We start from the raw sequence: 21915 nt of genomic DNA, 5'->3' as shown, positions 1-21915 counted from the left end.
GGCTGATGGCGTCCAGCATCCTCTCGCAGCGCGACCTCGAGTTCCTGCTCTACGAGTGGCTCGACGTGGCCGCCCTGACCACCCGGCCCCGTTTCGCCGAGCACTCCCGCGAGACGTTCGACGCCTTCCTGCAGGTCTCGGCGCAGATCGCCGAGCGCGAGTTCGCGACCCACAACCGGCGCAACGACGCCGAGGAGCCGCGCTTCGACGGCGGCCGGGTGCACATCATCCCCGAGGTCAAGGCCGCATTGACCGCGTTCAACGACACCGGGCTGCTGGCCGGCTCGATGGATGAGGCGGTCGGCGGGCTGCAGCTGCCGCACGTGGTGGCCCGGGCCTGCTTCGCCTGGTTCCAGGCCGCGAACATCGCCACCTCGGCGTACCCGCTGCTGACCATGGCGAACGCCAACCTGCTGCTCACCCACGCCGCCGAGGAGCACGTCGCGCGGTTCGTCGAGCCGATGCTCGAAGGGCGGTTCACCGGCACGATGTGCCTGTCCGAGCCGCAGGCCGGCTCGTCACTGAGTGACGTCACCACCCGCGCCGTGCCGGCCGGCGACGGCAGCTACCGGGTCACCGGCAGCAAGATGTGGATCTCCGGCGGCGACCACGAGCTCAGCGAGACGATCGTGCACCTGGTGCTGGCCCGGGTCACCGGGGCACCGGCCGGGGTGAAGGGCCTGTCGCTGTTCATCGTGGGAAAGCACCTGGTGGGCGGCGACGGCCGGGTGGGCGAGCGCAACGGCGTGGAGCTGGCCGGGCTCAACCACAAGATGGGCTTCCGGGGCACGACCAACGCGGTGCTGTCGTTCACCGACAGCGAGGCGTACCTGGTCGGCGAGGAGGGCCGCGGCCTGGCCTACATGTTCCAGATGATGAACGAGGCGCGCATCGGCGTGGGAGCCGGCGCGGTGGCGCTGGGCTACACGGGCTATCTGCACGCGCTGGCGTACGCCCGGGAGCGCCTGCAGGGCCGCCCGGTGGCCGGCAAGGACCCGGTGGCCCCGCCGGTGCCGATCATCCGGCACCCGGACGTGCGCCGGATGCTGCTGGCGTCCAAGACCTACGTCGAGGGCGGCCTGGCCCTGGTCCTGTACGCGGCCAAGCTCGTCGACGAGCAGGAGACCGGCGACGCGGCGGAGGCGGCGCTGCTGCTGGACGTGCTGACGCCGATCGTCAAGGCCTGGCCGGCGCAGTGGTGCCTGCTGGCCAACGACCACGCCATCCAGGTGCACGGCGGCTACGGCTACACCCGGGAGTATCCGGTCGAGCAGTTCTACCGCGACAACCGGCTCAACCCCATCCACGAGGGCACCGACGGCATCCAGGGCCTGGACCTGCTGGGCCGCAAGGTGGTCATGCGCGACGGGGCCGGCCTCAAGCTGCTGGTCCGCACGATCCGCGAGGCCGCCGGGCGCGCCCCGGCCGAGTTCGCCGGCTACGCACGGCTGCTGGAGGCGGGCTGCGAGCGGCTGGCCGAGGTCACCGCCAAGCTGTGGTCGGACGGCGACCCGGAACGCGCCCTGGCCAACTCCACCGCCTACCTGAACGCGGCCGGCCACCTCGTGATCGCGTGGATGTGGCTGGAGCAGGCGACGGCCGCGGCCGGTAAGCCGGGCCCGTTCTACGACGGCAAGCGCCTGGCCGCCCGCTACTTCTTCACCCACGAGCTGCCCCGCACCACGGCCTGGTTCGAGCTGCTGGAGAGCGGGGACACGCTGCTGGCCGACCTGGACGACGCGTGTCTGTAAGGGCCCGGCTGCCCTTTCTGGACTCCCCCACCCCGCTCGCGTTCGCCCATCGCGGCGGGGCCGCCGCCGGTGACGAGAACACAGCCGAGGCGTTCGCCCGCGCGATAGCCCTGGGCTACCGGTACGTCGAGACGGACGTGCACACCACCGCGGACGGCGTGCCGGTGGTCTTCCACGACGCCTCGCTGGACCGGCTCACCGGCACCGCCGGCCGGATCGAGGACCTGCGCTGGGCCGACCTGACGACGCTGCGGATCGGCGGGGCGGGTGCGGTGCCGCGGCTCGACGAGGTGCTGGCCGCCTGGCCGCAGGTGCGGTTCAACATCGACGTCAAGGCCGACGCCGCGACCGGGCCCACGGTGGAGCTGATCCGGCACAGCCACGCCGAGGACCGGGTGCTGCTGGCCTCGTTCAGCGACGCGCGGCTGGCCCGGGTACGGGCGCTGGCCGGTCCGCGGGTGGCCACCTCGCTGGGCCGCAGCCAGGTCGCGCAGCTGCGGATGTCGTCCTGGGTGGGCATCCCGCTGCGCCTGGCCCCCTCCGCGGTGGCCGCTCAGGTCCCGGTCCGCCACGGCCGGGTGCCGATCGTGGACCGGCGGTTCGTCTCCCGGGCGCACCGGCTGGGCCTGCACGTGCACGTCTGGACGATCGACGACCCGGTGGAGATGGGCCGGCTGCTCGACCTGGGCGTGGACGGCATCATGACCGACCGCCCCGAGGTGCTGCGCGACGTGTACGCGACTCGCGGGCTCCCGCTCTCATAACAACAAGTCCGGTAACGAAGGCATTGACGGCGTGTTATGCGTCGATGATAATCGGCCTGCGTTGTTAACGTTCACATTGGAGGACGCAGATGTCCCCGTACCGTGCGCTCCTCGGTCTCGCCACCGTGACCGTGCTGCTCACCACCGTCGGTGGGGCGGCGCCGGGCCTGGCCCAGGCGCCGGCCGCCGCACCCGACTACACGATCGCCGTCGATCCGGCGGCCACCGGCCCGGAGATCGCCGACTCCATGTACGGCGTGTTCTTCGAGGACATCAACTTCGCGGCCGACGGCGGCCTGTACGCCGAGCTCGTCCGCAACCGCTCCTTCGAGTTCCTGCCCGCGGACAACGCCTCCTACAACGGGCTGACCGCGTGGACCCCGGGCGCGGAGGCCGGTGGCGCGGGCACGGCGAGCACCGCCGACGACGCGGCCCGGCTCAACGAGCGCAACCGCACCTACCTCAAGCTCGCCCTGACCAACCCGGCCGGCGGGCGCTACGGCGTCACCAACTCCGGATACAACACCGGTTTCGCGGTGAAGCGCGGGGCCACGTACGACTTCTCGGTCTGGGCCCGCAGTGACGCCCCCGGCGGCACGCCGCTCTCGGTGAACCTGCGCGACACCGCCGGCCGGCCGCTCGCCGCCCCCGTCTCGCTCACCGTCCGCGGCGACGCGTGGAAGCGTTACTCAGCCACGATCCGGGCGACCGCCGGCACCGACGCCGGCCGGCTGGCCGTGCTCGCCGGCGGCACCGGCACCCTGCGCCTGGACATGGTCTCGCTGTTCCCCCGCGACACCTACAAAGCCCGCCCCAACGGTCTGCGCAAGGACCTCGCCGACAAGATCGCCGCGCTGCGCCCCGGCTTCGTCCGCTTCCCCGGCGGCTGCCTGGTCAACACCGGCAGCATGGCCGGCTACGACGCGGCGGCCAACTACGAGCGGGCGCGCTCGTACCAGTGGAAGGACACCGTCGGGCCGGTCGAGACGCGGGCCACCAACGCCAACTTCTGGGGCTACAACCAGACCTACGGACTGGGCTACTACGAGTACTTCCAGTTCTCCGAGGACATCGGCGCGATGCCGCTGCCGGTGGTGCCGGCCCTGGTCACCGGATGCGGGCAGAACCGGGCGACCGACGACCCGGCGCTGCTGCAACGCCACATCCAGGACACCCTCGACCTGATCGAGTTCGCCAACGGCCCGGTCACCTCGACGTGGGGCAAGCTGCGCGCGGACATGGGCCACCCGAAGCCGTTCGGGCTGACCCACGTGGCCGTGGGCAACGAGGAGAACCTGCCGGACGAGTACTTCGCCAACTTCCTGAAGTTCCGCGAGGCCATCGCGGCCGAGTACCCGCAGATCGTCGTGGTGAGCAACTCCGGGCCGGACGATCAGGGGGCGACGTTCGACAACCTGTGGGCCAAGAACAAGGCCGCGAACGTGGCAATGGTCGACGAGCACTACTACAACAGCCCGGCCTGGTTCCTGGGCAACAACAAGCGCTACGACTCGTACGACCGCAACGGGCCCAAGGTCTTCCTCGGCGAGTACGCCTCCCTGGACAACAAGCTGTTCAACTCGCTGGCCGAGGCGTCGTACATGACCGGGCTGGAACGCAACGCCGACGTGGTCAAGCTGGCCTCGTACGCGCCGCTGCTGGCCAACATCGACCACGTCCAGTGGAAGCCGGACATGATCTGGTTCGACAACGACGAGTCCTGGGGCTCGACCAGCTACCAGGTGCAGAAGCTGTTCATGAACAACGTGGGTGACCGCGTCGTGCCCAGCAAATCGACCGGCAAGGTGATCCAGCCCAAGCCGATCACCGGCGCCGTCGGCCTGTCCACCTGGGCCACCGCCGCCACCTACGACGACGTCAAGGTGACCACCCCGGACGGCGCCGTGCTGTTCAGCGACGACTTCTCCGGCGGCGCCGGGCAGTGGACGCCGGTGGAGCCGCGCGGATCCTGGTCGGTCGTCGACGGCGCCTACCGGCAGAGCGACGCGGCCGCCCAGGACACCCTGGTCAAGGCGGGCAACATCACCGCCACCGAGTACGACCTGACGCTCAAGGCCACCAAGCAGGCCGGCGCCGAGGGCTTCCTGGTCGCGTTCGGCGTGCAGGAGTCGGGCGAGCTCTACTGGTGGAACCTGGGCGGCTGGAACAACACCCAGGGCGCGGTCCAGAAGGGCGCCGGCGGCGGCAAGGAGATCGTGCTGGCCAAGCCGAACACGATCGACACCGGGACCACGTACGACATCCGGATCGAGGTCCGGGGCACCCAGGTCACGCTCTTTCTCGATGGGACAGAGTGGGGCAGCTTCACCGACGACCAGGTGACCGAGCCGTTCGCCCAGGTCGTCACCCAGGACGACAAGACCGGCGAGCTCATCGTCAAGGTGGTCAACGCCCAGGACGAGCCGGCCGTGACCACGGTGGACCTCGGCGGGCGCAAGGTTGCCAAGCAGGCTCGGATGACCGTCATCACCGGCGACCCGCAGGAGCAGAACACCCGCTCGGCCGAACCCATCCAGCCGGTCACCACGACCGTCAACGGCATCTCCGCGAAGTTCACGCGCACCTTCGCACCCAACTCCGTGACCTTCCTGCGCATCCGGGAGACCTCGTGAACGACATCAGCCGCCGTACCCTGCTGCTGGGAGGGGTGGGCGCGGGCGTCGTCCTGGCCGCCTCCCCGGCGCAGGCCCGCAAGGCCCGTACCGACGCCCAGATCTACGGCGTGACCACCCGCAACCCGCTCATCGAGCAGCGCGCCGACCCGTTCATCACCCCGCGGCACCGGGGCCGTTACTACTTCACCGGCTCGGTCCCCGAGTACGACCGGATCATCGTCCGCGGCGCCACCACCATCGACGGGCTGGCCACCGCGGCCGAGTCGGTGGTCTGGCGCCGCCCGGCGACCGGGAAGATGGGCGGGCACATCTGGGCCCCGGAGCTGCACCGCATCGACGGCAAGTGGTACATCTACTTCGCTGCCGGCGACTCCGACGACGTCTTCCGGATCCGGATGTACGTGCTCGAGTCGGCGAAGGCCGATCCCACCGATCCGGCCGGCTGGACGTTGAAGGGCCAGATCGCCACCGAGTGGGAGAGCTTCTCGCTGGACGCCACCACCTTCGCCCACCGCGGGCGGCGCTACCTGGTGTGGGCCCAGAGCGAGCCGGAGATCGCGGTCAACACCAGCCTCTACATCGCCGAGATGAGCTCACCCTGGGCGCTGAAGACCAAGCCCACCCGGATCGCCACTCCCACGAAGAGCTGGGAGATCCAGGGCTTCAAGGTCAACGAGGGCCCCGCGGTGCTGATCCGCAACGGCCGCGTCTTCATGACCTTCTCGGCCAGCGCCACCGACGCCCGCTACTGCCTGGGCCTGCTGACCGCGGACGCCCGTGCGGACCTGCTGGCCAACGCGTCCTGGACCAAGACCCCGGACCCGGTCTTCGTGACCAGCACCGAGACCGGGCAGTACGGGCCCGGGCACAACAGCTTCACGGTGGCCGAGGACGGCCGGACCGACGTCATGGTCTACCACGCCCGCGACTACCGGGACATCACCGGCGACCCGCTCTACGACCCCAACCGGCACACCCGGGTCCAGCGCGTCTACTGGCATCCGGACGGCACCCCGCTGTTCGGCGTCCCGGTCGGTGCGGGTGGCCCGATCGTGCGCCTGTCCCCCGCCGACGCGCCGCGGCAGTTCGTCACCCGCCACGACACCGCGCTGGTGGTCCGTCCGCCGGATCACGCGCTCGCCACGACCCAGTTCCGCTTCGTCGCCGGCACCGGCGGCGTCGAGCACCTGCAGTCGGTGGACTTCCCCGACCGGCACGTGCGGGTCGTGGACGGCGTGGTCCGGATCGAGGCGGGCACCCCGACCGGGTTCCGCCGGGTGCCGCGGGGCCGCGGCGTCCACCTCCAGCTGGCCGACGACCCCGCCCGCTACCTGCGCCACCGCAACGGGGTGGTGACGACCGGCGCGGCGGCGGTCTTCCTGCTGGGCTGAGCGATACTCGACGCATGAGTGAGCACTACGACCTGATCGTCCTCGGCGCGGGTCCCGGCGGCTACGTCGCCGCGATCCGCGCCGCCCAGCTCGGCCTGCGGACCGCCGTGGTGGAGGAGAAGTACTGGGGCGGCGTCTGCCTCAACGTCGGCTGCATCCCGTCGAAGGCGCTGCTGCGCAACGCCGAGCTGGCGCACATCTTCCACACCCAGGCCAAGACCTTCGGCATGAGCGGGGACGTGAGCTTCGACTTCGGCGTGGCCTTCGACCGCAGCCGTACGGTCGCCGACGGCCGGGTCAAGGGCGTGCACTACCTGATGAAGAAGAACAAGATCACGGAGTACGACGGCCGGGGCGTGTTCCGCGACGCCAACTCCGTCGACGTGACGCTGAGCTCCGGCGGCACCGAGACGCTGACCTTCGACAACGCGATCATCGCCACCGGCTCGACGGTGCGGCTGCTGCCCGGCGTCGAGCTCAGCGACAACGTGGTCACGTACGAGACCCAGATCATGGACCGCGACCTGCCGTCCTCGATCGTCATCGTCGGGGCCGGCGCGATCGGCATGGAGTTCGGCTACGTCCTGAAGAACTACGGCGTGGACGTCACCATCATCGAGTACCTCGACCGGGCCCTGCCCAACGAGGACGCGGACGTCTCCAAGGAGATCGCCAAGCAGTACCGCAAGCTCGGCATCCCGATCCTGACCTCGGCCAAGGTCGAGACGGTGACCGACAAGGGCGCGTCGGTCGTGGTCGCCTACACGGCCAAGAACGGCAAGCAGGAGACCATCGAAGCGGACCGGGTGATGATGTCGGTCGGCTTCGCGCCCCGGGTCGAGGGCTACGGCCTGGAGAACACCGGGGTCAAGCTCACCGACCGCGGCGCGATCGAGATCGACGACCACATGCGGACGAACATCCCGCACCTGTACGCGATCGGCGACGTGACCGCGAAGCTCCAGCTCGCGCACGTCGCGGAGGCGCAGGGCGTGGTGGCCGCGGAGACGATCGCCGGCGCGGAGACGATGACGCTGGGCGACTACCGGATGATGCCGCGGGCGACGTTCTGCCAGCCGCAGGTGGCCAGCTTCGGCCTGACCGAGCAGCAGGCCCGCGACGAGGGCTACGACGTGAAGGTGTCGACGTTCCCGTTCACCGCGAACGGCAAGGCGCACGGCCTGGCCGAGCCGACCGGTTTCGTCAAGCTGGTCGCCGACGCGAAGTACAACGAGCTGCTGGGCGGCCACCTGATCGGCCCGGACGTCTCCGAGCTGCTGCCGGAGCTGACGCTGGCCCAGAAGTGGGACCTGACGGCGAACGAGCTGGCCCGCAACGTGCACACCCACCCGACCCTGAGCGAGGCCCTGCAGGAGGCGTTCCACGGCCTGACCGGTCACATGATCAACCTCTGATCCGCGACGAGGCCGGCTCCCCCACCGGGCCGGCCTCTCCCCGGCCGCAGCATGTATCTCTGGGCCCGCCGCAGGCCCGTGACCCCGGCCCCGGGCGACCAGGCGTTCAGCTATCCCGGCGTGGTCGCCGTCGAGCAAGTCGGTGCAGGTCGAGCCGGACGCCTTCGTCCGGGCCTGCCGGCAGGCCACCGGCGCCGAGCATGCGACCATGCGCCATGCCCAAGAAGGTTGATCCCGAGGAACGTCGCCGGCTGATCGCCGACGCGCTGATGCGCGTGGCCGCGGAGCAGGGCCTCGAATCGGTGAGCCTGCGCCACGTGGCCGCCCGGGCCGGCGTCTCGGCCGGGATGGTCCAGCACTACTTCAGCAGCCGGGACGAGATGATGTCGTTCGCGCTGACCGTCGTCCGCGAACGCAGCCAGCTCAGGGTCACCGAGGCGCTGGCCGGGCTGGGCGCCGACCCGCCACCGCGGCTGCTGCTGCGCACGATGATCGCGGCGCTGCTGCCGCTGGACGACGCGACGCGCGACAACGGCCGGGTGGCGCTGGCGTTCCTGGCGTACACGGCGGTCCGCCCGGCCGCTGCGGCCGAACTGCACGACGACACCGCCCAGATGGTCGACTTCGTGGCGGGCCTGCTGAAGGTCCCGGACCCGGTCGGCGCCGCGGCGAGCCTGCTGGCCCTGATGGAAGGGCTGGGCATCTACCTGCTCGGCGGCCAGTACACGGCCCAGCGGGCGCTGCAGGCCCTCGACGCCCACCTGGACCTGCTGTTCCCGTCCTGAGGTAACGTCCGGGGCATGCGCCTGGCAGTGGGGGACGTCGATGTCGCCGAGTACGTCACCGAGCCGGAGGTCGACCCGCTGAACGGTCCGCGGCCGTACCTGCATCCGGTGCGGACGCTGGCCGGCGTACCGGTGACCGATGTCCTGCCGGAGGACCACCGCTGGCACCTGGGCGTCTCGGTCGCGATGCAGGACGTCAACGGCGTCAACCTGTGGGGCGGCCGCACCTACGTGCGCGACCAGGGCTACACCTGGCTCGACGACCACGGCCGGATCATCCACGCGCAGTGGCTGGCCCAGGCGGCCGGCGGTTTCAGCGAGCGGCTGCGCTGGCTGGGCACGCAGGACGAGACCCTGCTGACCGAGACCCGGACGGTGGCGGCCCGGGCGGTCCCGCTGGGCTGGGAGCTCTCCTTCTCGTACGCCCTCAGCGCCGCCGGCTCGGTCACCCTGGGCAGTCCCGCCACCAACGGCCGCCCCGGCGGTGCCGGCTACGGCGGTTTCTTCTGGCGGGCCGCCCCCGGTCCGGCCACCGCCTTCACGGCGTCCCGCGACGGCGAGGAGGCGGTCAACGGCAGCGACGAGCCGTGGGTGGCGATCACCGGGCCGGGACCGTACACCCTGGTCTTCCGCGGCCTGCGCGGCGACGACCGCTGGTTCGTCCGCACCGGCGCCGGCGGGTACAACGGGGTGTGCGCCGCCCTGGCCTTCGACAAGACGATCGCCGTGACGCCCGGTGCCCCAGTGGAACGGGACCTGACCGTGCTGGTGGCCGACGGCGCCCTGACCCGGGAGCAGATCACCGGTTGAGGTGGTCATTGCGGAACCCGTCCGGAGCTGGTTAAGGTCTTCGGGTGCCCCGTATGGGCCTACACCGGAGGTAGTGGCTCAGCCATAGAGAGATCGGCGCAGTTCCGTCTCTTGTACCGCCCAATGCTCACCATGACCGCGTAATCGCGGCGCATTGTGGCGTCCCTCCGGTGTTGAGTCACCGGCATACGGATCACTGTGCCCGTCCCTCGTGCTGCCGCCCTCCGGAACCACCACCGGACGGAAGGACCGCATGACCGAGACAGGTTTCGACTTCAACGCTTTCCAGCGACAGGTGATCGAGGAGTTCCGGGCCAACGGCGGACGCGTCGGCGGCCCGTTCGAGGGCACGGAGCTGGCGCTGCTGACCACCATCGGCGCCCGCACCGGCAAGCTCCGGACCACCCCGCTGGCCTACCTGACGATCGACGGGCAGCCCGCGGTGGTCGCCTCGGCGATGGGCGCCGACAAGAACCCGGACTGGTACCACAACATCCTGCGGAACCCGGCCGTCACCCTGGAGACCGGCACGGAGACCTACGAGGCGATCGCCGCCGCCCCGGCCGGTCCCGCCCGGGACGCGCTGTTCGCCGCGGTGGTGGCCGCCGACGCCGGATTCGGCGACTACCAGCGCAGGACCTCCCGGCCGATCCCGGTCGTCACTCTGACCCGGATCGACACCTCGGGGGTGACCTGGACCCGCGGACTCGGCGACTTCCTGGTCGAGGCCCACGACTGGCTCCGCGCGGAACTCGGCACGCTGCGCCGGCACGCCGACGAACTCGTCGCCGGCGGTGACCGGGCGCCGGAGACCGACCTGCGACGGCACTGCCGGGAATTCTGCGCCGCGCTGCGGCAGCATCACACCGGCGAGGACCGAGGCGCCTTCCCGATACTGGCGCAACGCTTTCCCGGGCTGGCGCCCGTCCTGCACCGCCTCGGCGAGGAGCACCGGGAGGTTGTCCGGCTCCAGGCCGAGCTCCAGGTCCTGATCGACGGGTACGAGCCCGGCCAGGACGATGCCGTCCGGCTCCGCCGCGACCTGGAGAGCCTGGCCACCCGGCTGGAGGAGCACTACCGCTACGAGGAACGGACCATCGTGGGGGCGCTCAACTCCGTGGGGCCGGCCCCCGAGATCGGCTGATGACCGCCGGGCAGCATGGTCTCCGCCGGCCTCAGACCGGGTGGCTCGGGTATCGGCTGACCATCGCGGCGTCCGGCACGGTGCCGTCGGTCAGGAGCAGCACCAGCTCGTCGAGCAGGACCCCGAGGTCGTCGACCGTGGTCAGGTCGTAGTGCTTGTTGACGACCCGGTCGTCGGTGAGCCGGATCGTGCTGAGCTCCGCCTCGCCGCTGACCCAGATCATGAGGTCACCAACCAGCCCGGCCGACTCGAACTCCGCCTTCACCACCGGCTTGTCCCCGTTCGCCCGCACCGGCCCGATGGTCCAGGCGAACCCGAGCACCTGCCAGGTCCGGGCCCTGGCCGTCAGGGCCGGAGCCAGCTCCCGCAGCGGAAAGTCCACGCCAGCACTATTGGTCAGGGCCGGTTCCACCGCAACTGTTCGCAGGCCAGGGCCACCGCCGTGCCCGTGGTGGGGACCCGGGTCAGGCCGGAGTTCAGCTCGGTCTCGCTGCGGGCGTCGAGGTCGGCCGCGAAGGTCTGGTCGATGTCGTACAGGCAGGCGGCGTACGTGAAGCTCGACTCCTGGCCGTTGTCGCTGCCCACGTGGACCTTGCCCGACCAGCGGCTGCCACTCACCAGGCCCTTCGAGCCCGGGTAGTGCCGCCCGTCCGGCGCCTGGACGAACAGCATGAGCTGATGGCCGCCGGCCGGCGCACCGTTGAACGCGCCGCCCAGCGCCATGATCTTCTCCGACGTCTCGCACGACGACGGGGTGCAGTTCATCGACGCGGACACCGCCGCCTTCCTGGCGGGTGCCTTGGTCGACGGCCGGGAGGTGGGCCTGGAGGTGGTCGTGCGCACCGTCGGCTGTTCTGGTGGGGTCACCGGCTCGACCACGGGGTCGACGGTCACGGCGGTGGGCTTCACCGACTTACCAGAGGCGGCCGGGACCGACCGGCTCGCCGGCAGTCCGGAGGAGGACGACGGTCCCGGCGCGGCGGCCCCGGCCGATGCGGGTTCGCCCTTCAGCCGGTCGGAGAGCCCGACCCCGGCGAGCGTGCCGCAGACGATGACGGCACACGTCGCGGCGATCACCCGTGGGATCGACTGCCGGTACTTCGCCTGTCCCGGCCCGAACAGGGCGATCAGGCCGAGGACGACGATGACGATGTTGACCACGAAGAGCAGGTCGCTGCGGGCCAGGGTGGCGACCTGGGCGACGTTGGCGAACACGCCCAGCAGCTGCGGGACCGCGGTCGCCCCCGCGGCCGTGGCCACCACCCCGGCGATGGCGGTGCTGGCCGGCGCGGCTCCCGCACGCCCGGACCGCTGACCGTCGGGCCCGGCCCGGTCCTCGACGTCGACTGCCCTTCTCACGATGCGCACGCCCTCTCCGCGGTGGCCGTCGTACCCGGATGGCCACCGGGTGTGCCGGGGCCATCAACTGGTACGTCCGTACCGGCCGTCCGGTCGAAGATCACCTGGTGGAGCAGCGATCCGGACTATCGGACATCCGACAGAGCGCGCAGCTTCGCGGCGGTCGTCCGCGGGTGGTAGTCCGGGCCCACCCCGTCGACGACGATGACATCGCCGGGGACGTTCGCGGTCCGGAGCGGGAGGATCTTCTGGTACGGCGCCGACGCATACCAGTCCTGGATCACCGTCAGGTCGGGAAACTCGATGATGACCACCGTGCCGGGCCAGTTTCCCTCCATGACCTCGACCTCCGCGCCGTGCACGAGGAAGCGGCCGCCGTAGGGATCCATGGTCTCCTGGATGGCTTCGATGTAGTCCAGTACCTCGTCGTTGACGGTGGAGGGGCGCAGGTGGGCGAGTGCGTAAGCAGCCATGCCCCCACCCTGGCCCAGCGACCGCCGGCAGGCGATTACCTCACGGGTAACCAGCCGGGCTATCCGTGGCCCGGCACGTCCACCGTGTACGCCGGCACCGCCCACGCCACCCCCGACTCCGACGGCAGCTTCAAGGACTCGGCCGCTTCCCGCAGCACCGCGTTGATCCCGCGGATCACCTGCACCCGCTCCGGCCCGGCTCCCACCGGCTCCACGAACGAGTCGTCGAGCAACGCCGGCGGCGCCGCCCCCGGGCCGGTCAGCGCCTGCACCACCGCGGTGAAGGCGGCGGTCCGTTCCAGCGGCGCGACCAGCGCGACCCCGGCCCGGTCCCGGCGGTGCGCGACCAGATTCTCCAGCAGATCGATGCGTCCCGGCGGTCCGGTGATGCCCGGCAGGTCGAGTCGGTCGGTCGGGTATTCGAGCACCCCCCGCCCCTGCGAACCGGTGACGATCACCTCGCCGGCGATGAAGTCCTCCCCCGCCAGCGTCGCCGCGGCCAGCAGCCGCAACCCGCCGCTGAACGTGATCCGGGCGAACGCCGTGTCGTCCACCTCGATGTCGCGCGTGCGGTACCGCTCGGCCTCCAGCAGCACCGGCTCGCCCGCCCCCGCGGCAGCCGCGACCGCGAGGCTCTGCATGACCGCGTGGGCCAGCGGGTTGACCAGCGCGCCGTCCAGCACCGGCCGGCCGTCGACGATGCGGCGGCCGGACCACGGCGCGCGGGCGTAGTAGGCGTCGTCGCGCCGCCAGGACGCGACCGTCGCCACGTTCCCGATCGTGCCGAGCCGGCCCGCGCGCACCGCGTCGAACAGGGTCTGGGCGGCCAGCGAGCCGAGCGCCTGGAAACCGACCTGGCACGACCGGCCCGAGGACCGCACGGCCGCCTGCAGCGTCACGTGCGCCTCGACCGTGGGCACCGGCGGCTTCTCCAGCAGCACGTCGCAGCCCGCCGCCAGGGCGTCCAGGGCGATCGGCAGGTGGGTGTGCGGCGGCGTGCAGATCACCACCACGTCGGGGGTCGCGGCCGCGAGCAGCTCGCGGTGGCCGGTGAAGACCGCCGCGCCGGGCGGGACCGGCGGGTCCGGGTCTATCGCCTGTACGTCGGCCAGCGCCACCAACCGCACCGACCCGGTCCGCTCCAGCTCAGCGATCCGCCGCCGGTGCGACCGCCCGTGCCCGTTGGCCCCGATCAACGCCACTTTCACTGTCATGCCACCCCTGCCAAAGTCGCCTCGACGCCGTGCCGGTCCAGCGCGGTCAGCCATTCGACCACCAGCGCCCGTACCGTGTCGTCGGCGGCCAACTCGGCCGGGAACACCGCGTCCAGCCCGAACAACGCCTCGGCCACGCCGGCCGGTGCGGACCCCGCGTCGGCCAGCCGTTCGCGGATCAGGCCGGCCAGCGGGTCGTCGAGCGGCAGCGCCTGCCCGTCGTCCGCCCGACCCTGCACGTAGCGCATCCACGCCGCGACGACCAGGGCCGCCCAGCGTGGTGACGCACCGGCTGCGCGCCGGTCGGCGATCGTGTGCAGCACCCGCTGCGGCAGCTTCTGCGTGCCGTCCATCGCCACCTGCCGGGTGCGGTGCGCGATCGCCGGGTCCGCGAACCGGTCCAGCACCGAGGCACCGTAACCGACGACCGAGACGCCGGGCGGCGGCTCGAGACTGCCGGCCACATCCTCCGCGACGAAGCGGGTCATCGCCGCGCGCATCCCGGGGATCTCCAGGGCCGCCGCGATGGTCTCGCGCCCGGCCACCGCCCCGAGGTACGCGATCGCCGAGTGCACCCCGTTGAGCGTACGCAGCTTGAGCCGCTCCCACGGTCCCGCATCATCGGTCAGCACCGCACCGGCGAGCTCCCAGGCCGGCCGCCCACCGGGGAACTGATCCTCGATCACCCACTGCCGGTACGGCTCCCCGTGCACCGCTGCCAGGTCCCGCGTACCGAGCGCCGCAGCGGCCCGGTCCAGGGTCGCCGGTGTGCTCGCGGGCACGATCCGGTCCACCATGGACCCGGGGAACGTCACGCTCGCGCCCAGCCACTCGTCGAAGCCCGCCTTCCCCGGCACCAGCGCCCGGGCCTGGGCCACCAGGCTCCGCACCCGGCGCCCGTTCGAGGGCAGGTTGTCGCAGCTGAGCACCGTGAGCGGGCCGGCGTCAGCACGGCAGCGCGCGAGCAGGCCACGCAGCAGCAGTCCGGGGATCGTCACCGGCGGCCGGTCCAGGCCCAGGTCGGCCCGCAGCTCCGCGTCGAGCATCAGCCGGCCGGTGGACGGGTCGAGCCGGTAGCCCTTCTCGGTGATCGTCAGCGTCACCACCCGTACCGCCGGATCGGCCAGCAGGGCGACCACCGCCTCGGGATCCGCGGCGGCGTGGCGGACTCCCGCCAGGGCCCCGACCACCCGGGTGCCGGCGGTCGCGCCGGACATCGTCGTGACGCTGAACAGCCGGTCCTGGGCCGTGAGGTCGGCGACGACCTGCGCGGAACGCGGCGCCACGCCGACGATGCCCCAGTCGCCACCGGCGGCGGCGATCGCCTCCTCGGTGTAGACGGCCTGGTGGGCCCGGTGGAAGGCGCCGAGGCCCAGGTGCACGATCCCGGCCGGGACAGCACCGGGGCGCACCAGCGGACGGCTCTGTTCCGGCAGCCGGCTCAGGGTGTCCAGCCCGAGCAGCGGCGTGGTCGTCACCGCCATGCCGGTCCGTCGGGGAAGGAGAACTCCGCGATCGAGGCCGGGTGCATGGTGGCGCTGTAACCCGGCTGGTCCGGCAGCAGGTAGCGGCCCTCGCGGGTGCGTACCGGATCCTCGAAGTGCTCGTGCAGGTGGTCCACGTACTCCACCATCCGGCCCTCCAGGGCCGTGCCGACCCGCAGATAGTCGAAGATCGCCACGTGCTGGACCAGCTCGCACAGCCCGACCCCGCCCGCGTGCGGGCAGACCGGCACGCCGAACTTGGCCGCCAGCAGCAGCTCCGCCAACACCTCGTTGACCCCGGCGACCCGGCACGCGTCGACCTGCATGACCCCGATCGCCTGGGCCTGGAGCAGCTGCTTAAAGATCACCCGGTTGGCCGCGACCTCACCGGTCGCCACCCGGCAGGCGCCGCCGGTGAGCTCGTCGACGGCGCGCCGGATCCGGGCGTGGCCGAGGACGTCGTCGGCGTGCGTCGGCTCCTCGATCCAGTACGGGCCGAAGGTGGCGAGCCGGGCCATCGCCGCGATCGCCTCATCCACGTCCCAGACCTGGTTGGCGTCCATCATCAGCAATGCGTCCGGGCCGATCTCCTCGCGGATGATGGCCGCGCGGCGTACGTCGTCCTCGAGGTCACCGCCCACCTTCATCTTCATGGCCCGCCAGCCCTCGTCGTAGGCCGCCCGGGCCAGCGCGCGCACCTTGTCGTCCGGATAGCCCAGCCAGCCCACCGAGGTCGTGTACGACGGGAAGCCGTCGCGGGCCACCTCGGCCAGGCGCTCGGTCAGGCCGACCCGGCCCTTGTCGAGGATCGCCGCCGCCTCGGCCGGGGTGAGCGCGTCGCTGATGTGGTGGAAGTCGACGCAGGCGACGAGCTCCTCGGTGGACATCTCGGCGAGCAGCTGCCACAGCGGCGCCCCGGCGGACTTGGCCCGCAGGTCCCACACCGCGTTGACCAGCGCCCCGGTGGCCAGCTGGATGACACCCTTCTCCGGGCCGAGCCAGCGCAGTTGCGGGTCCGCGGTGAGGCTCCGGACGAACGCGGCCGGCCCGGCGGCCAGCTCGCTCAGCGTCCGCCCGACCACGTGGTGGCTCAGCGCCCGGACCGCCGCGCAGGTCAGCTCGTTGCCGCGGCCGTTGGTGAAGGTGAAGCCGGCGCCCACGTGCGGCCCGTCGGTGCGCAGCTCCACGTACGTGGCCGAGTAGTCGCCGCGGTTGATGGCGTCGGAGCCGTCGCCGGTCCTCGAGGTCGGGAACCGGACGTCGTGCACCTCGACCTCGACGATCCGGGTCACAGCCGGAACACCTTCTTCGGCAGGTGGTAGGCGAGGTCGGCGATGGTCTCGGCGGCCTCGTCGAGCGGCAGCCGCTCCTCGGCGACCAACCGGGCCAGGTACGCCGCGTCGGCCCGCCGGGCCACCTCGTGCCGGACCGGGATGGAGCAGAAGGCCCTCGTGTCGTCGGTGAAGCCCGCCGTGTTGTAGAAGCCGGCGGTCTCGGTGACCGCGTCGCGGAACCGGCGCAGCCCGTCCGGGGAGTCCAGGAACCACCAGGGCGCGCCGAGGTAGAGCGCGGCGTACCCACCGGCCAGCGGGGCCAGCTCCCGGGTGAAGGTGTCCTCGTCCAGGGTGAAGAGCACCACCCGCAGCCGCGGATCGTTGCCGTACGCGTCCAGCAGCGGCGTCAGGGCGTGCACGAAGTCGGTCGCCTGCGGGATGTCGCCGCCGACGTCGCGGCCGTGCACGGTGTACAGGCTCTTGTTGTGGTTGCGGACCGCGCCGGGGTGCAGCTGCATGACCAGCCCGTCCTCGATCGACATCCGGGCGAACTCCACCAGCATGTGCGCGCGGAACTCCTCGGCGTCGGCCGCCGAGGCGCTGCCGCGCAGACCGCGCTCGTACAGGCGGGCTGCTTCGGCGGCGGGCAGTTGCACCGTACGGGCGGTCGGGTGCCCGTGGTCGGAGGACGTCGCACCGGCGGCCTTGAACGCCTGCCGCCGCGACCACAGCGCGGCCAGGTAGCCACGGTAGGTCGTGGTGTCCTCGCCGGTCAGCTCGCCCAGCCGGGCGATCCGCCCGGCCCAGCCCTCGAACTCCATGTCCACCACGTCGTCGGGGCGGAACGTGGTGATCACCCGGCCGCCGGGGCCGCCCCAGCCGTCGGCTTCCAGCTTGGCGTGCCGGCTCAGCTCGTCCAGCGGCGACTCGGTGGTGGCCAGTACCTCGATGCCGAACTTCTCGAACAGCGCCCGCGGCCGGAAGCCCGGCTCGGCGAGCCGGGCGGCGATCTCGTCGTAGATGGCGTCGCCGGTCGCCGGGCCGAACCGGGTGGTGACCCCGAAGACCGAGGCGAACGTGCGTTCCAGCCAGAGCCGCGACGGCGTGCCGCGGAACAGGTGCCAGTTGTCCGCGAGCAGCCGCCAGATCGCCCGCGGGTCGGTCTCCACCGGGGCACCGGTGCGGCTGGGCACGCCGAGGCGGGCTACCGGGATGCCCTGGCTGAGCAGCATCCGGGTGATGTAGTGGTCCGGCACGATGAGCAGCCGGGCCGGGTCGGGGAACGGCTCGTCGTCGGCGAGCAGGCCGGGATCGACGTGGCCGTGCGGCGAGATCAGCGGCAGGCCGGCCGCGAAGGTGTAGAGCTCGCGGGCGATGTCTCGCTGGCGGGGTTCGGCCGCGAACAGCAGGTCTGACATGGACACCTCGTCAGAAGGGGACGGGTCAGGGCAGGGCGGGTCAGGGCAGGTCGAGCAGGTCGGCCACGCGTACCGGGGCCCCGGTCTCGATGGAGCGGTTGGCGGCGAGACCGGTGAGCAGGGCGAGCGCGCCGTCGCGGGCGGTGGCGGAGCGCTCGAGGGGGTCCTTGGCCGCGCCGAACAGCACGTCGGTCATCCGCGAGTCGGCACCGCCGTGACCGGTACGGGAGTACCCCGCCGGCAACGGCAGCTCACGCGGCGGGGCCCAGAAAGGCCGCAGGGTCAGCGTGGCCCTGCCGTGTTCCTCGGCCTCGGTCACGCCGTGGATGGCGGCGCCCTTGACCTCGCCCGCACCCGCCGGGCTGACGTGGTCGCTCTCGACCACCTCCAGCTCCAGCCGGCCCCGGCTGCCGTTGACCATCAGCCGGTAGCCCTCCCAGGGCGCGTACGCGGTCAGGTGGTACGTCATCGTGGCGCCGGTGTCGTAGCGCACCAGCACCGCCATGTCGTCCTCGATCGTCACCCCGGGCGCGAAGACGTTCTGGTCCCGCCGGTAGCCGTCGTCGGCCTCCGCCTCGAGGTAGAGCTCGCGCATCCGCGGGTTGTCCTGCAGGCGCAGGGCGAACGGGTCGCCCTCGGCCGCCGGGTCGCCGTGGGCCCGCTCGTAGTCGCGGGCGTAGCCGTGCCGGTGCCCGGTCTCGCCGTAGAAGAAGAGCCGGCCGTCCGCGTACACCTGGGCCGGCTCGGCGCCGAGCCACCAGTTGACCAGGTCGAAGTGGTGGCCGGACTTGTGCACGAGCAGGCCGCCGGAGTTGGCCTTGTCGCGGTGCCAGCGCCGGAAGTAGTCGGCGCCGTGCCGCACGTCGAGCAGCCATTCGAAGTGCACCGACCCGATCTCACCGATCTCACCGGCGGCCAGCACCTCGCGGACGGCCTCGTGCAGCGGGTTGAAGCGGTAGTTGAAGGCCACCTGCACCCGCTTGCCGGTGCGCTCGACCGCGTCCAGGATGCGCCGGCAGCCCTCGGCGTCGACGGTCATCGGCTTCTCGGTGATGACGTCGCAGCCCGCCTCCAGCGCGGCCACCACATAGTCGGCGTGCGTCCGGTCGACGCTGGTGACCAGCACCTCGTCGACCCGTTCGGCGGCCAGCATGGTGGTGAACGCCGCCGCCGGGTACGTGGGCACCGCCGGCACCCCCAGCCCGGTCAGCCAGCGATTGTGCGCCGCCATCCGGCTCGGGTTGACGTCGGCCAGGGCGACCAGTTCCGCCGTCCCGGCGTGGTCGACGGCCAGGGCGCGCAGGAACATCTCGGCCCGGGCCCCGGTACCGACGAGTGCGTAGCGCCGTCGTGCGTCCACCGCGTCTCCTCACTGCAAACGTTTGCAGCAGAACTAAACACGTCGATCGCCCGCCGTCAAGAATTCAGGGCGCGTACGTCCGGTTTTACGCTAATTAGCGACCCCGACTCGCGCAGCCAATGCGGACAGCCGTCATGAACCTGCAACAAAAGGCCGTTGACACAGCTACAACCGTTTGCATTAATTGGCCCCCAGAGTGACCCCGACCACAGGGTTATCCGATCGAGGGAAGGGCCGGCGTGCCAGCCACGATTCGCGACGTCGCACGGGAGTCCGGAGTCCACATCTCCACGGTCTCCCGCACGTTCTCGGCGCCGCACCTGGTCAACCCGGACACCCGTACCCGCGTGCTGGCCTGCGCCGAGCAGCTCGGCTACCGGCCCAACCGGGCCGCCCGGGCGCTGATCACCGGCCGTACCTACAACGTCGGCCTGATCGTGGCCGACATCGCCAACCCGTTCTTCCCACCCCTGATCAAGGCGGCCGAGAGCCAGGCCCGGCAGCGCGATTACCACATCTTCGTCGCCGACTCCAACGAGGACGCCGCGGTGGAGGAGGACCTGGTCCGCGCCCTGGCCAAGCAGGTCGACGGCATCCTGCTGTGCAGCCCGCGAATGAGCAACAGCCTGATCGAGCTGCTCAGCCGCGAGGTGCCCCTGGTGGTCATCAACCGGCAGATCACCGGCCTGCCCACCGTCGTGATGGACGTGGCGCAGGGCGCCGGGCTCGCCGTGGACCACCTGGTCGGCCTGGGCCACCGCCGGATCGGCCTGATCGCCGGGCCGCGCGGCTCCTGGACCAGCAAGGAGATCCGGCGTTCGGCGGCCCTGGCCGCCCGGGCCGGGGGCGCCGAACTCACCGTGTTCGGCCCCAACCCACCCACCGAGCCGGGCGGCGCCGCCGTCGCCGAGCAGGTCCTGCGCAGCGGGGTCAGCGCCGTGCTCGCCTACAACGACCTCATGGCCATCGGCCTCATCGAGGGCCTGCACGCCCAGGGCGCGCGGGTCCCGGCGGACATCAGCGTGGTCGGCATCGACGACATCGCGCTGAGCCGCCTCATCCATCCCAAGCTGACCACGGTGGCCACACCTGCCGCCGCCGCGGGAAGAGCGGCCGTCGACATGCTCCTAGCGCACGGAGACGACCGTCGTACCACTGCCCATGCGAGCCTTCAGACCGAGTTGGTCATCCGCGACTCGACGGGACCGGGCCCGGATCCGCACAGCCATGCGGATCCGGGCGACGCGGCTGCCGCCGCCCCCAGAGCTGTCGCCTCCTACGCCAAGGAGTGAGCACCATGTACCCCGACAAAGCCCCGCCGACGGACGTGCGAACCACGCGCCGCCACGGTACCGCGACCCGACGGCGGCTTCTCGCCGCGGCCCTGGTCATACCCCTGGCTCTCGGTGCCGCCGCCTGCGGCGGCGACGACGAGTCCAGCGACCCGAACAAGCCCGTCGAGCTGTCCTTCTTCTGGTGGGGCGCGGAGAACCGCGCCACGCTGACCGAGAAGGCGCTGAACCTCTACACCCAGAAACACCCGAACGTGACGTTCAAGAAGACCTGGCAGGCCAACCAGGGCTACTTCGACAAGCTGGCCACGCTCACCGCCGGTGGCAACGCCCCCGACGTGTTCCAGATCGACGACAACTTCATCGCCGAGTACGCCGGGCGCAACGTCACCCTCGACCTCACGCCGTACGCGGGCGACGGCCGGCTGGACCTGTCGAAGTTCCCGCCCGGCCTGAAGGACTACGGCATCGTCGACGGCAAGCTCGCCGGCGTGGCCTTCGGCGAGAACACCCAGGGCCTGGTCTTCAACAAGACCCTGCTGGACAAGTTCAAGCTCCCGGCGCCCACCACGGGCATGAGCTGGGAGGACCACATCGCCTGGGCGGAGAACGTCTCCAAGGTCGCCAAGGTGCCCGGCACCCAGGACGCCAGCGCCGTCTACCAGGCGTTCTGGGTCTGGCTCCGGCAGCAGGGCAAGGATCTCTACCAGGGCAAGGAGCTCGGCTTCACCGAGCAGGACGTCACCGCGTGGTTCGACCTCTGGAAGGGTGCCCGCGACCGCGGTGCCACCCCGACCCCGGACGTCATCCACGAGGGCAACGCCACCGACATCAGCAAGCAGCTGGTGGTCACCGGCAAGGCGGCGACCTCCTGGGTCTGGGCCAACCAGATGCCCGAGCTGAAGAAGAACACCAAGGACGAGCTCGGCGTGGTGGCCTACCCCGGCGACCAGAAGGCCCAGTGGGCGCGCGCGTCGATGTACTTCTCGGTCTTCCGCGGCAGCCCGCACAAGGAGCAGGCCGTGGACGTGCTGAACTTCCTGGCCAACGACCCGGAGGCCGGCAAGATCCTGGGTACCGACCGGGGCCTGCCGTCCAACCTCGAGGTGCGCCAGGTGGTGGCCGACAGCGTCACCGACCCGAGCATGAAGCAGACCATCGCGGTGCAGACCGAGCTGGGCAAGACCTTCGGCTCGGCGCCGGCCGTACCGGTCAAGGGGCACAGCAAGGTGCGCAGTGAGCTGATCCGGATCGCCGAGGAGGTCCAGTACGGCCGCCAGACGCCGGCCCAGGGTGGCACCGCGTTCATCGCCGCTGCCAAGGCCGCGATCGGTCAGGGCTGACG

Annotated in this window: 18 protein-coding genes; 10 read left to right on the top strand and 8 right to left on the bottom strand. The window is 71.5% G+C overall.

Going from position 1 to position 21915, the window contains the following annotated elements; translation table 11 throughout:
* The first annotated feature begins 5 nt into the window (after positions 1-5).
* From Aau02nite_RS16940 to Aau02nite_RS16905, 8 genes are all read left to right on the top strand, one after another.
* Positions 6-1751 (top strand): acyl-CoA dehydrogenase, encoded by a 1746-nt coding sequence (locus Aau02nite_RS16940; RefSeq protein ID WP_212989382.1) that lies wholly within the window; start codon positions 6-8, stop codon positions 1749-1751.
* Positions 1742-2515 carry a glycerophosphodiester phosphodiesterase family protein gene (locus Aau02nite_RS16935; protein WP_212989381.1) on the top strand — a complete coding sequence of 258 codons (774 nt, stop codon included), beginning with the start codon at positions 1742-1744 and terminating at the stop codon, positions 2513-2515. The genes Aau02nite_RS16940 and Aau02nite_RS16935 overlap by 10 nt, the downstream gene beginning before the upstream one ends.
* 89 nt (positions 2516-2604) lie before the next feature.
* The gene (locus Aau02nite_RS16930) at positions 2605-5148 is read left to right on the top strand and encodes an alpha-L-arabinofuranosidase family protein (RefSeq protein ID WP_212989380.1); all 2544 of its coding nucleotides are present in this window, start codon (positions 2605-2607) and stop codon (positions 5146-5148) included.
* Entirely contained in the window at positions 5145-6542 is a 1398-nt protein-coding gene (locus Aau02nite_RS16925; RefSeq protein ID WP_246595205.1) for a family 43 glycosylhydrolase, read from the top strand. Before Aau02nite_RS16930 ends, Aau02nite_RS16925 begins: the two co-directional genes overlap by 4 nt.
* A 14-nt stretch (positions 6543-6556) precedes the next feature.
* On the top strand, positions 6557-7957 hold the full coding sequence (lpdA, locus tag Aau02nite_RS16920; RefSeq protein ID WP_212989379.1) for a dihydrolipoyl dehydrogenase: 1401 nt from the start codon (positions 6557-6559) through the stop codon (positions 7955-7957).
* 215 nt (positions 7958-8172) lie between these two features.
* Entirely contained in the window at positions 8173-8742 is a 570-nt protein-coding gene (locus Aau02nite_RS16915; protein WP_212989378.1) for a TetR/AcrR family transcriptional regulator, read from the top strand.
* Positions 8743-8757: 15 nt separating this feature from the next.
* Positions 8758-9552: a DUF6807 domain-containing protein gene (locus tag Aau02nite_RS16910; RefSeq protein ID WP_212989377.1), complete on the top strand. Its 795-nt coding sequence runs from the start codon at positions 8758-8760 to the stop codon at positions 9550-9552.
* A gap of 253 nt (positions 9553-9805) precedes the next feature.
* Entirely contained in the window at positions 9806-10696 is an 891-nt protein-coding gene (locus Aau02nite_RS16905; protein ID WP_212989376.1) for a nitroreductase/quinone reductase family protein, read from the top strand.
* Positions 10697-10727: 31 nt separating this feature from the next.
* On the opposite strand, the gene Aau02nite_RS16900 is transcribed toward Aau02nite_RS16905, so the two are convergent.
* The 8 genes from Aau02nite_RS16900 to Aau02nite_RS16865 form a co-directional block, all read right to left on the bottom strand.
* Complete coding sequence (locus tag Aau02nite_RS16900; RefSeq protein WP_212989375.1) at positions 10728-11078, bottom strand: immunity protein TriTu family protein; 351 nt, start codon at positions 11076-11078, stop codon at positions 10728-10730.
* A 14-nt stretch (positions 11079-11092) separates the two neighbouring features.
* A complete protein-coding gene (locus Aau02nite_RS16895) occupies positions 11093-12064 on the bottom strand; it encodes a hypothetical protein (protein ID WP_212989374.1) in 972 nt (323 codons plus the stop codon).
* A gap of 116 nt (positions 12065-12180) precedes the next feature.
* A complete protein-coding gene (locus Aau02nite_RS16890; protein ID WP_212989373.1) occupies positions 12181-12528 on the bottom strand; it encodes a DUF1330 domain-containing protein in 348 nt (115 codons plus the stop codon).
* Between the two features lie 59 nt (positions 12529-12587).
* Positions 12588-13742, bottom strand: coding sequence for a Gfo/Idh/MocA family protein (locus tag Aau02nite_RS16885; protein WP_212989372.1), 1155 nt, complete (start codon positions 13740-13742; stop codon positions 12588-12590).
* On the bottom strand, positions 13739-15226 hold the full coding sequence (locus Aau02nite_RS16880; RefSeq protein ID WP_212989371.1) for a mannitol dehydrogenase family protein: 1488 nt from the start codon (positions 15224-15226) through the stop codon (positions 13739-13741). Before Aau02nite_RS16880 ends, Aau02nite_RS16885 begins: the two co-directional genes overlap by 4 nt.
* Entirely contained in the window at positions 15217-16518 is a 1302-nt protein-coding gene (locus Aau02nite_RS16875; protein ID WP_212989370.1) for an enolase C-terminal domain-like protein, read from the bottom strand. The genes Aau02nite_RS16880 and Aau02nite_RS16875 overlap by 10 nt, the downstream gene beginning before the upstream one ends.
* Complete coding sequence (uxaC, locus tag Aau02nite_RS16870) at positions 16515-17918, bottom strand: glucuronate isomerase (protein WP_212989369.1); 1404 nt, start codon at positions 17916-17918, stop codon at positions 16515-16517. The genes Aau02nite_RS16875 and uxaC overlap by 4 nt, the downstream gene beginning before the upstream one ends.
* Before the next feature lie 40 nt (positions 17919-17958).
* The gene (locus Aau02nite_RS16865; protein WP_281420993.1) at positions 17959-19278 is read right to left on the bottom strand and encodes a Gfo/Idh/MocA family protein; all 1320 of its coding nucleotides are present in this window, start codon (positions 19276-19278) and stop codon (positions 17959-17961) included.
* 239 nt (positions 19279-19517) lie between these two features.
* On the opposite strand from Aau02nite_RS16865, the gene Aau02nite_RS16860 reads away from it, so the two are divergent.
* Both Aau02nite_RS16860 and Aau02nite_RS16855 read left to right on the top strand, forming a co-directional pair.
* A complete protein-coding gene (locus Aau02nite_RS16860; RefSeq protein ID WP_212989368.1) occupies positions 19518-20570 on the top strand; it encodes a LacI family DNA-binding transcriptional regulator in 1053 nt (350 codons plus the stop codon).
* A 5-nt stretch (positions 20571-20575) separates the two neighbouring features.
* Positions 20576-21913, top strand: a complete 1338-nt coding sequence (locus Aau02nite_RS16855; RefSeq protein WP_212989367.1) for an ABC transporter substrate-binding protein — start codon at positions 20576-20578, stop codon at positions 21911-21913.
* Positions 21914-21915: the final 2 nt, after the last annotated feature.

Origin of the sequence: Actinoplanes auranticolor (genome assembly GCF_018332655.1) — a bacterium.
Lineage (GTDB): Bacteria > Actinomycetota > Actinomycetes > Mycobacteriales > Micromonosporaceae > Actinoplanes > Actinoplanes auranticolor.
The sequence above is the reverse complement of the archived record's forward strand: the minus strand, read 5'-3'. Positions and strand labels throughout refer to the sequence as shown.

What these genes read in the sequence shown, in the direction of transcription:
- Aau02nite_RS16940 (WP_212989382.1), top strand. Translation starts at nt 6, where the DNA reads ATGGCGTCCAGCATCCTCTCGCAGCGCGACCTCGAGTTCCTGCTCTAC.
- Aau02nite_RS16915 (WP_212989378.1), top strand. Translation starts at nt 8,173, where the DNA reads ATGCCCAAGAAGGTTGATCCCGAGGAACGTCGCCGGCTGATCGCCGAC.
- Aau02nite_RS16885 (WP_212989372.1), bottom strand. Translation starts at nt 13,742, where the DNA reads ATGACAGTGAAAGTGGCGTTGATCGGGGCCAACGGGCACGGGCGGTCG.
- lpdA (WP_212989379.1), top strand. Translation starts at nt 6,557, where the DNA reads ATGAGTGAGCACTACGACCTGATCGTCCTCGGCGCGGGTCCCGGCGGC.
- Aau02nite_RS16910 (WP_212989377.1), top strand. Translation starts at nt 8,758, where the DNA reads ATGCGCCTGGCAGTGGGGGACGTCGATGTCGCCGAGTACGTCACCGAG.
- Aau02nite_RS16905 (WP_212989376.1), top strand. Translation starts at nt 9,806, where the DNA reads ATGACCGAGACAGGTTTCGACTTCAACGCTTTCCAGCGACAGGTGATC.
- Aau02nite_RS16880 (WP_212989371.1), bottom strand. Translation starts at nt 15,226, where the DNA reads ATGGCGGTGACGACCACGCCGCTGCTCGGGCTGGACACCCTGAGCCGG.
- Aau02nite_RS16890 (WP_212989373.1), bottom strand. Translation starts at nt 12,528, where the DNA reads ATGGCTGCTTACGCACTCGCCCACCTGCGCCCCTCCACCGTCAACGAC.
- uxaC (WP_212989369.1), bottom strand. Translation starts at nt 17,918, where the DNA reads ATGTCAGACCTGCTGTTCGCGGCCGAACCCCGCCAGCGAGACATCGCC.
- Aau02nite_RS16930 (WP_212989380.1), top strand. Translation starts at nt 2,605, where the DNA reads ATGTCCCCGTACCGTGCGCTCCTCGGTCTCGCCACCGTGACCGTGCTG.
- Aau02nite_RS16855 (WP_212989367.1), top strand. Translation starts at nt 20,576, where the DNA reads ATGTACCCCGACAAAGCCCCGCCGACGGACGTGCGAACCACGCGCCGC.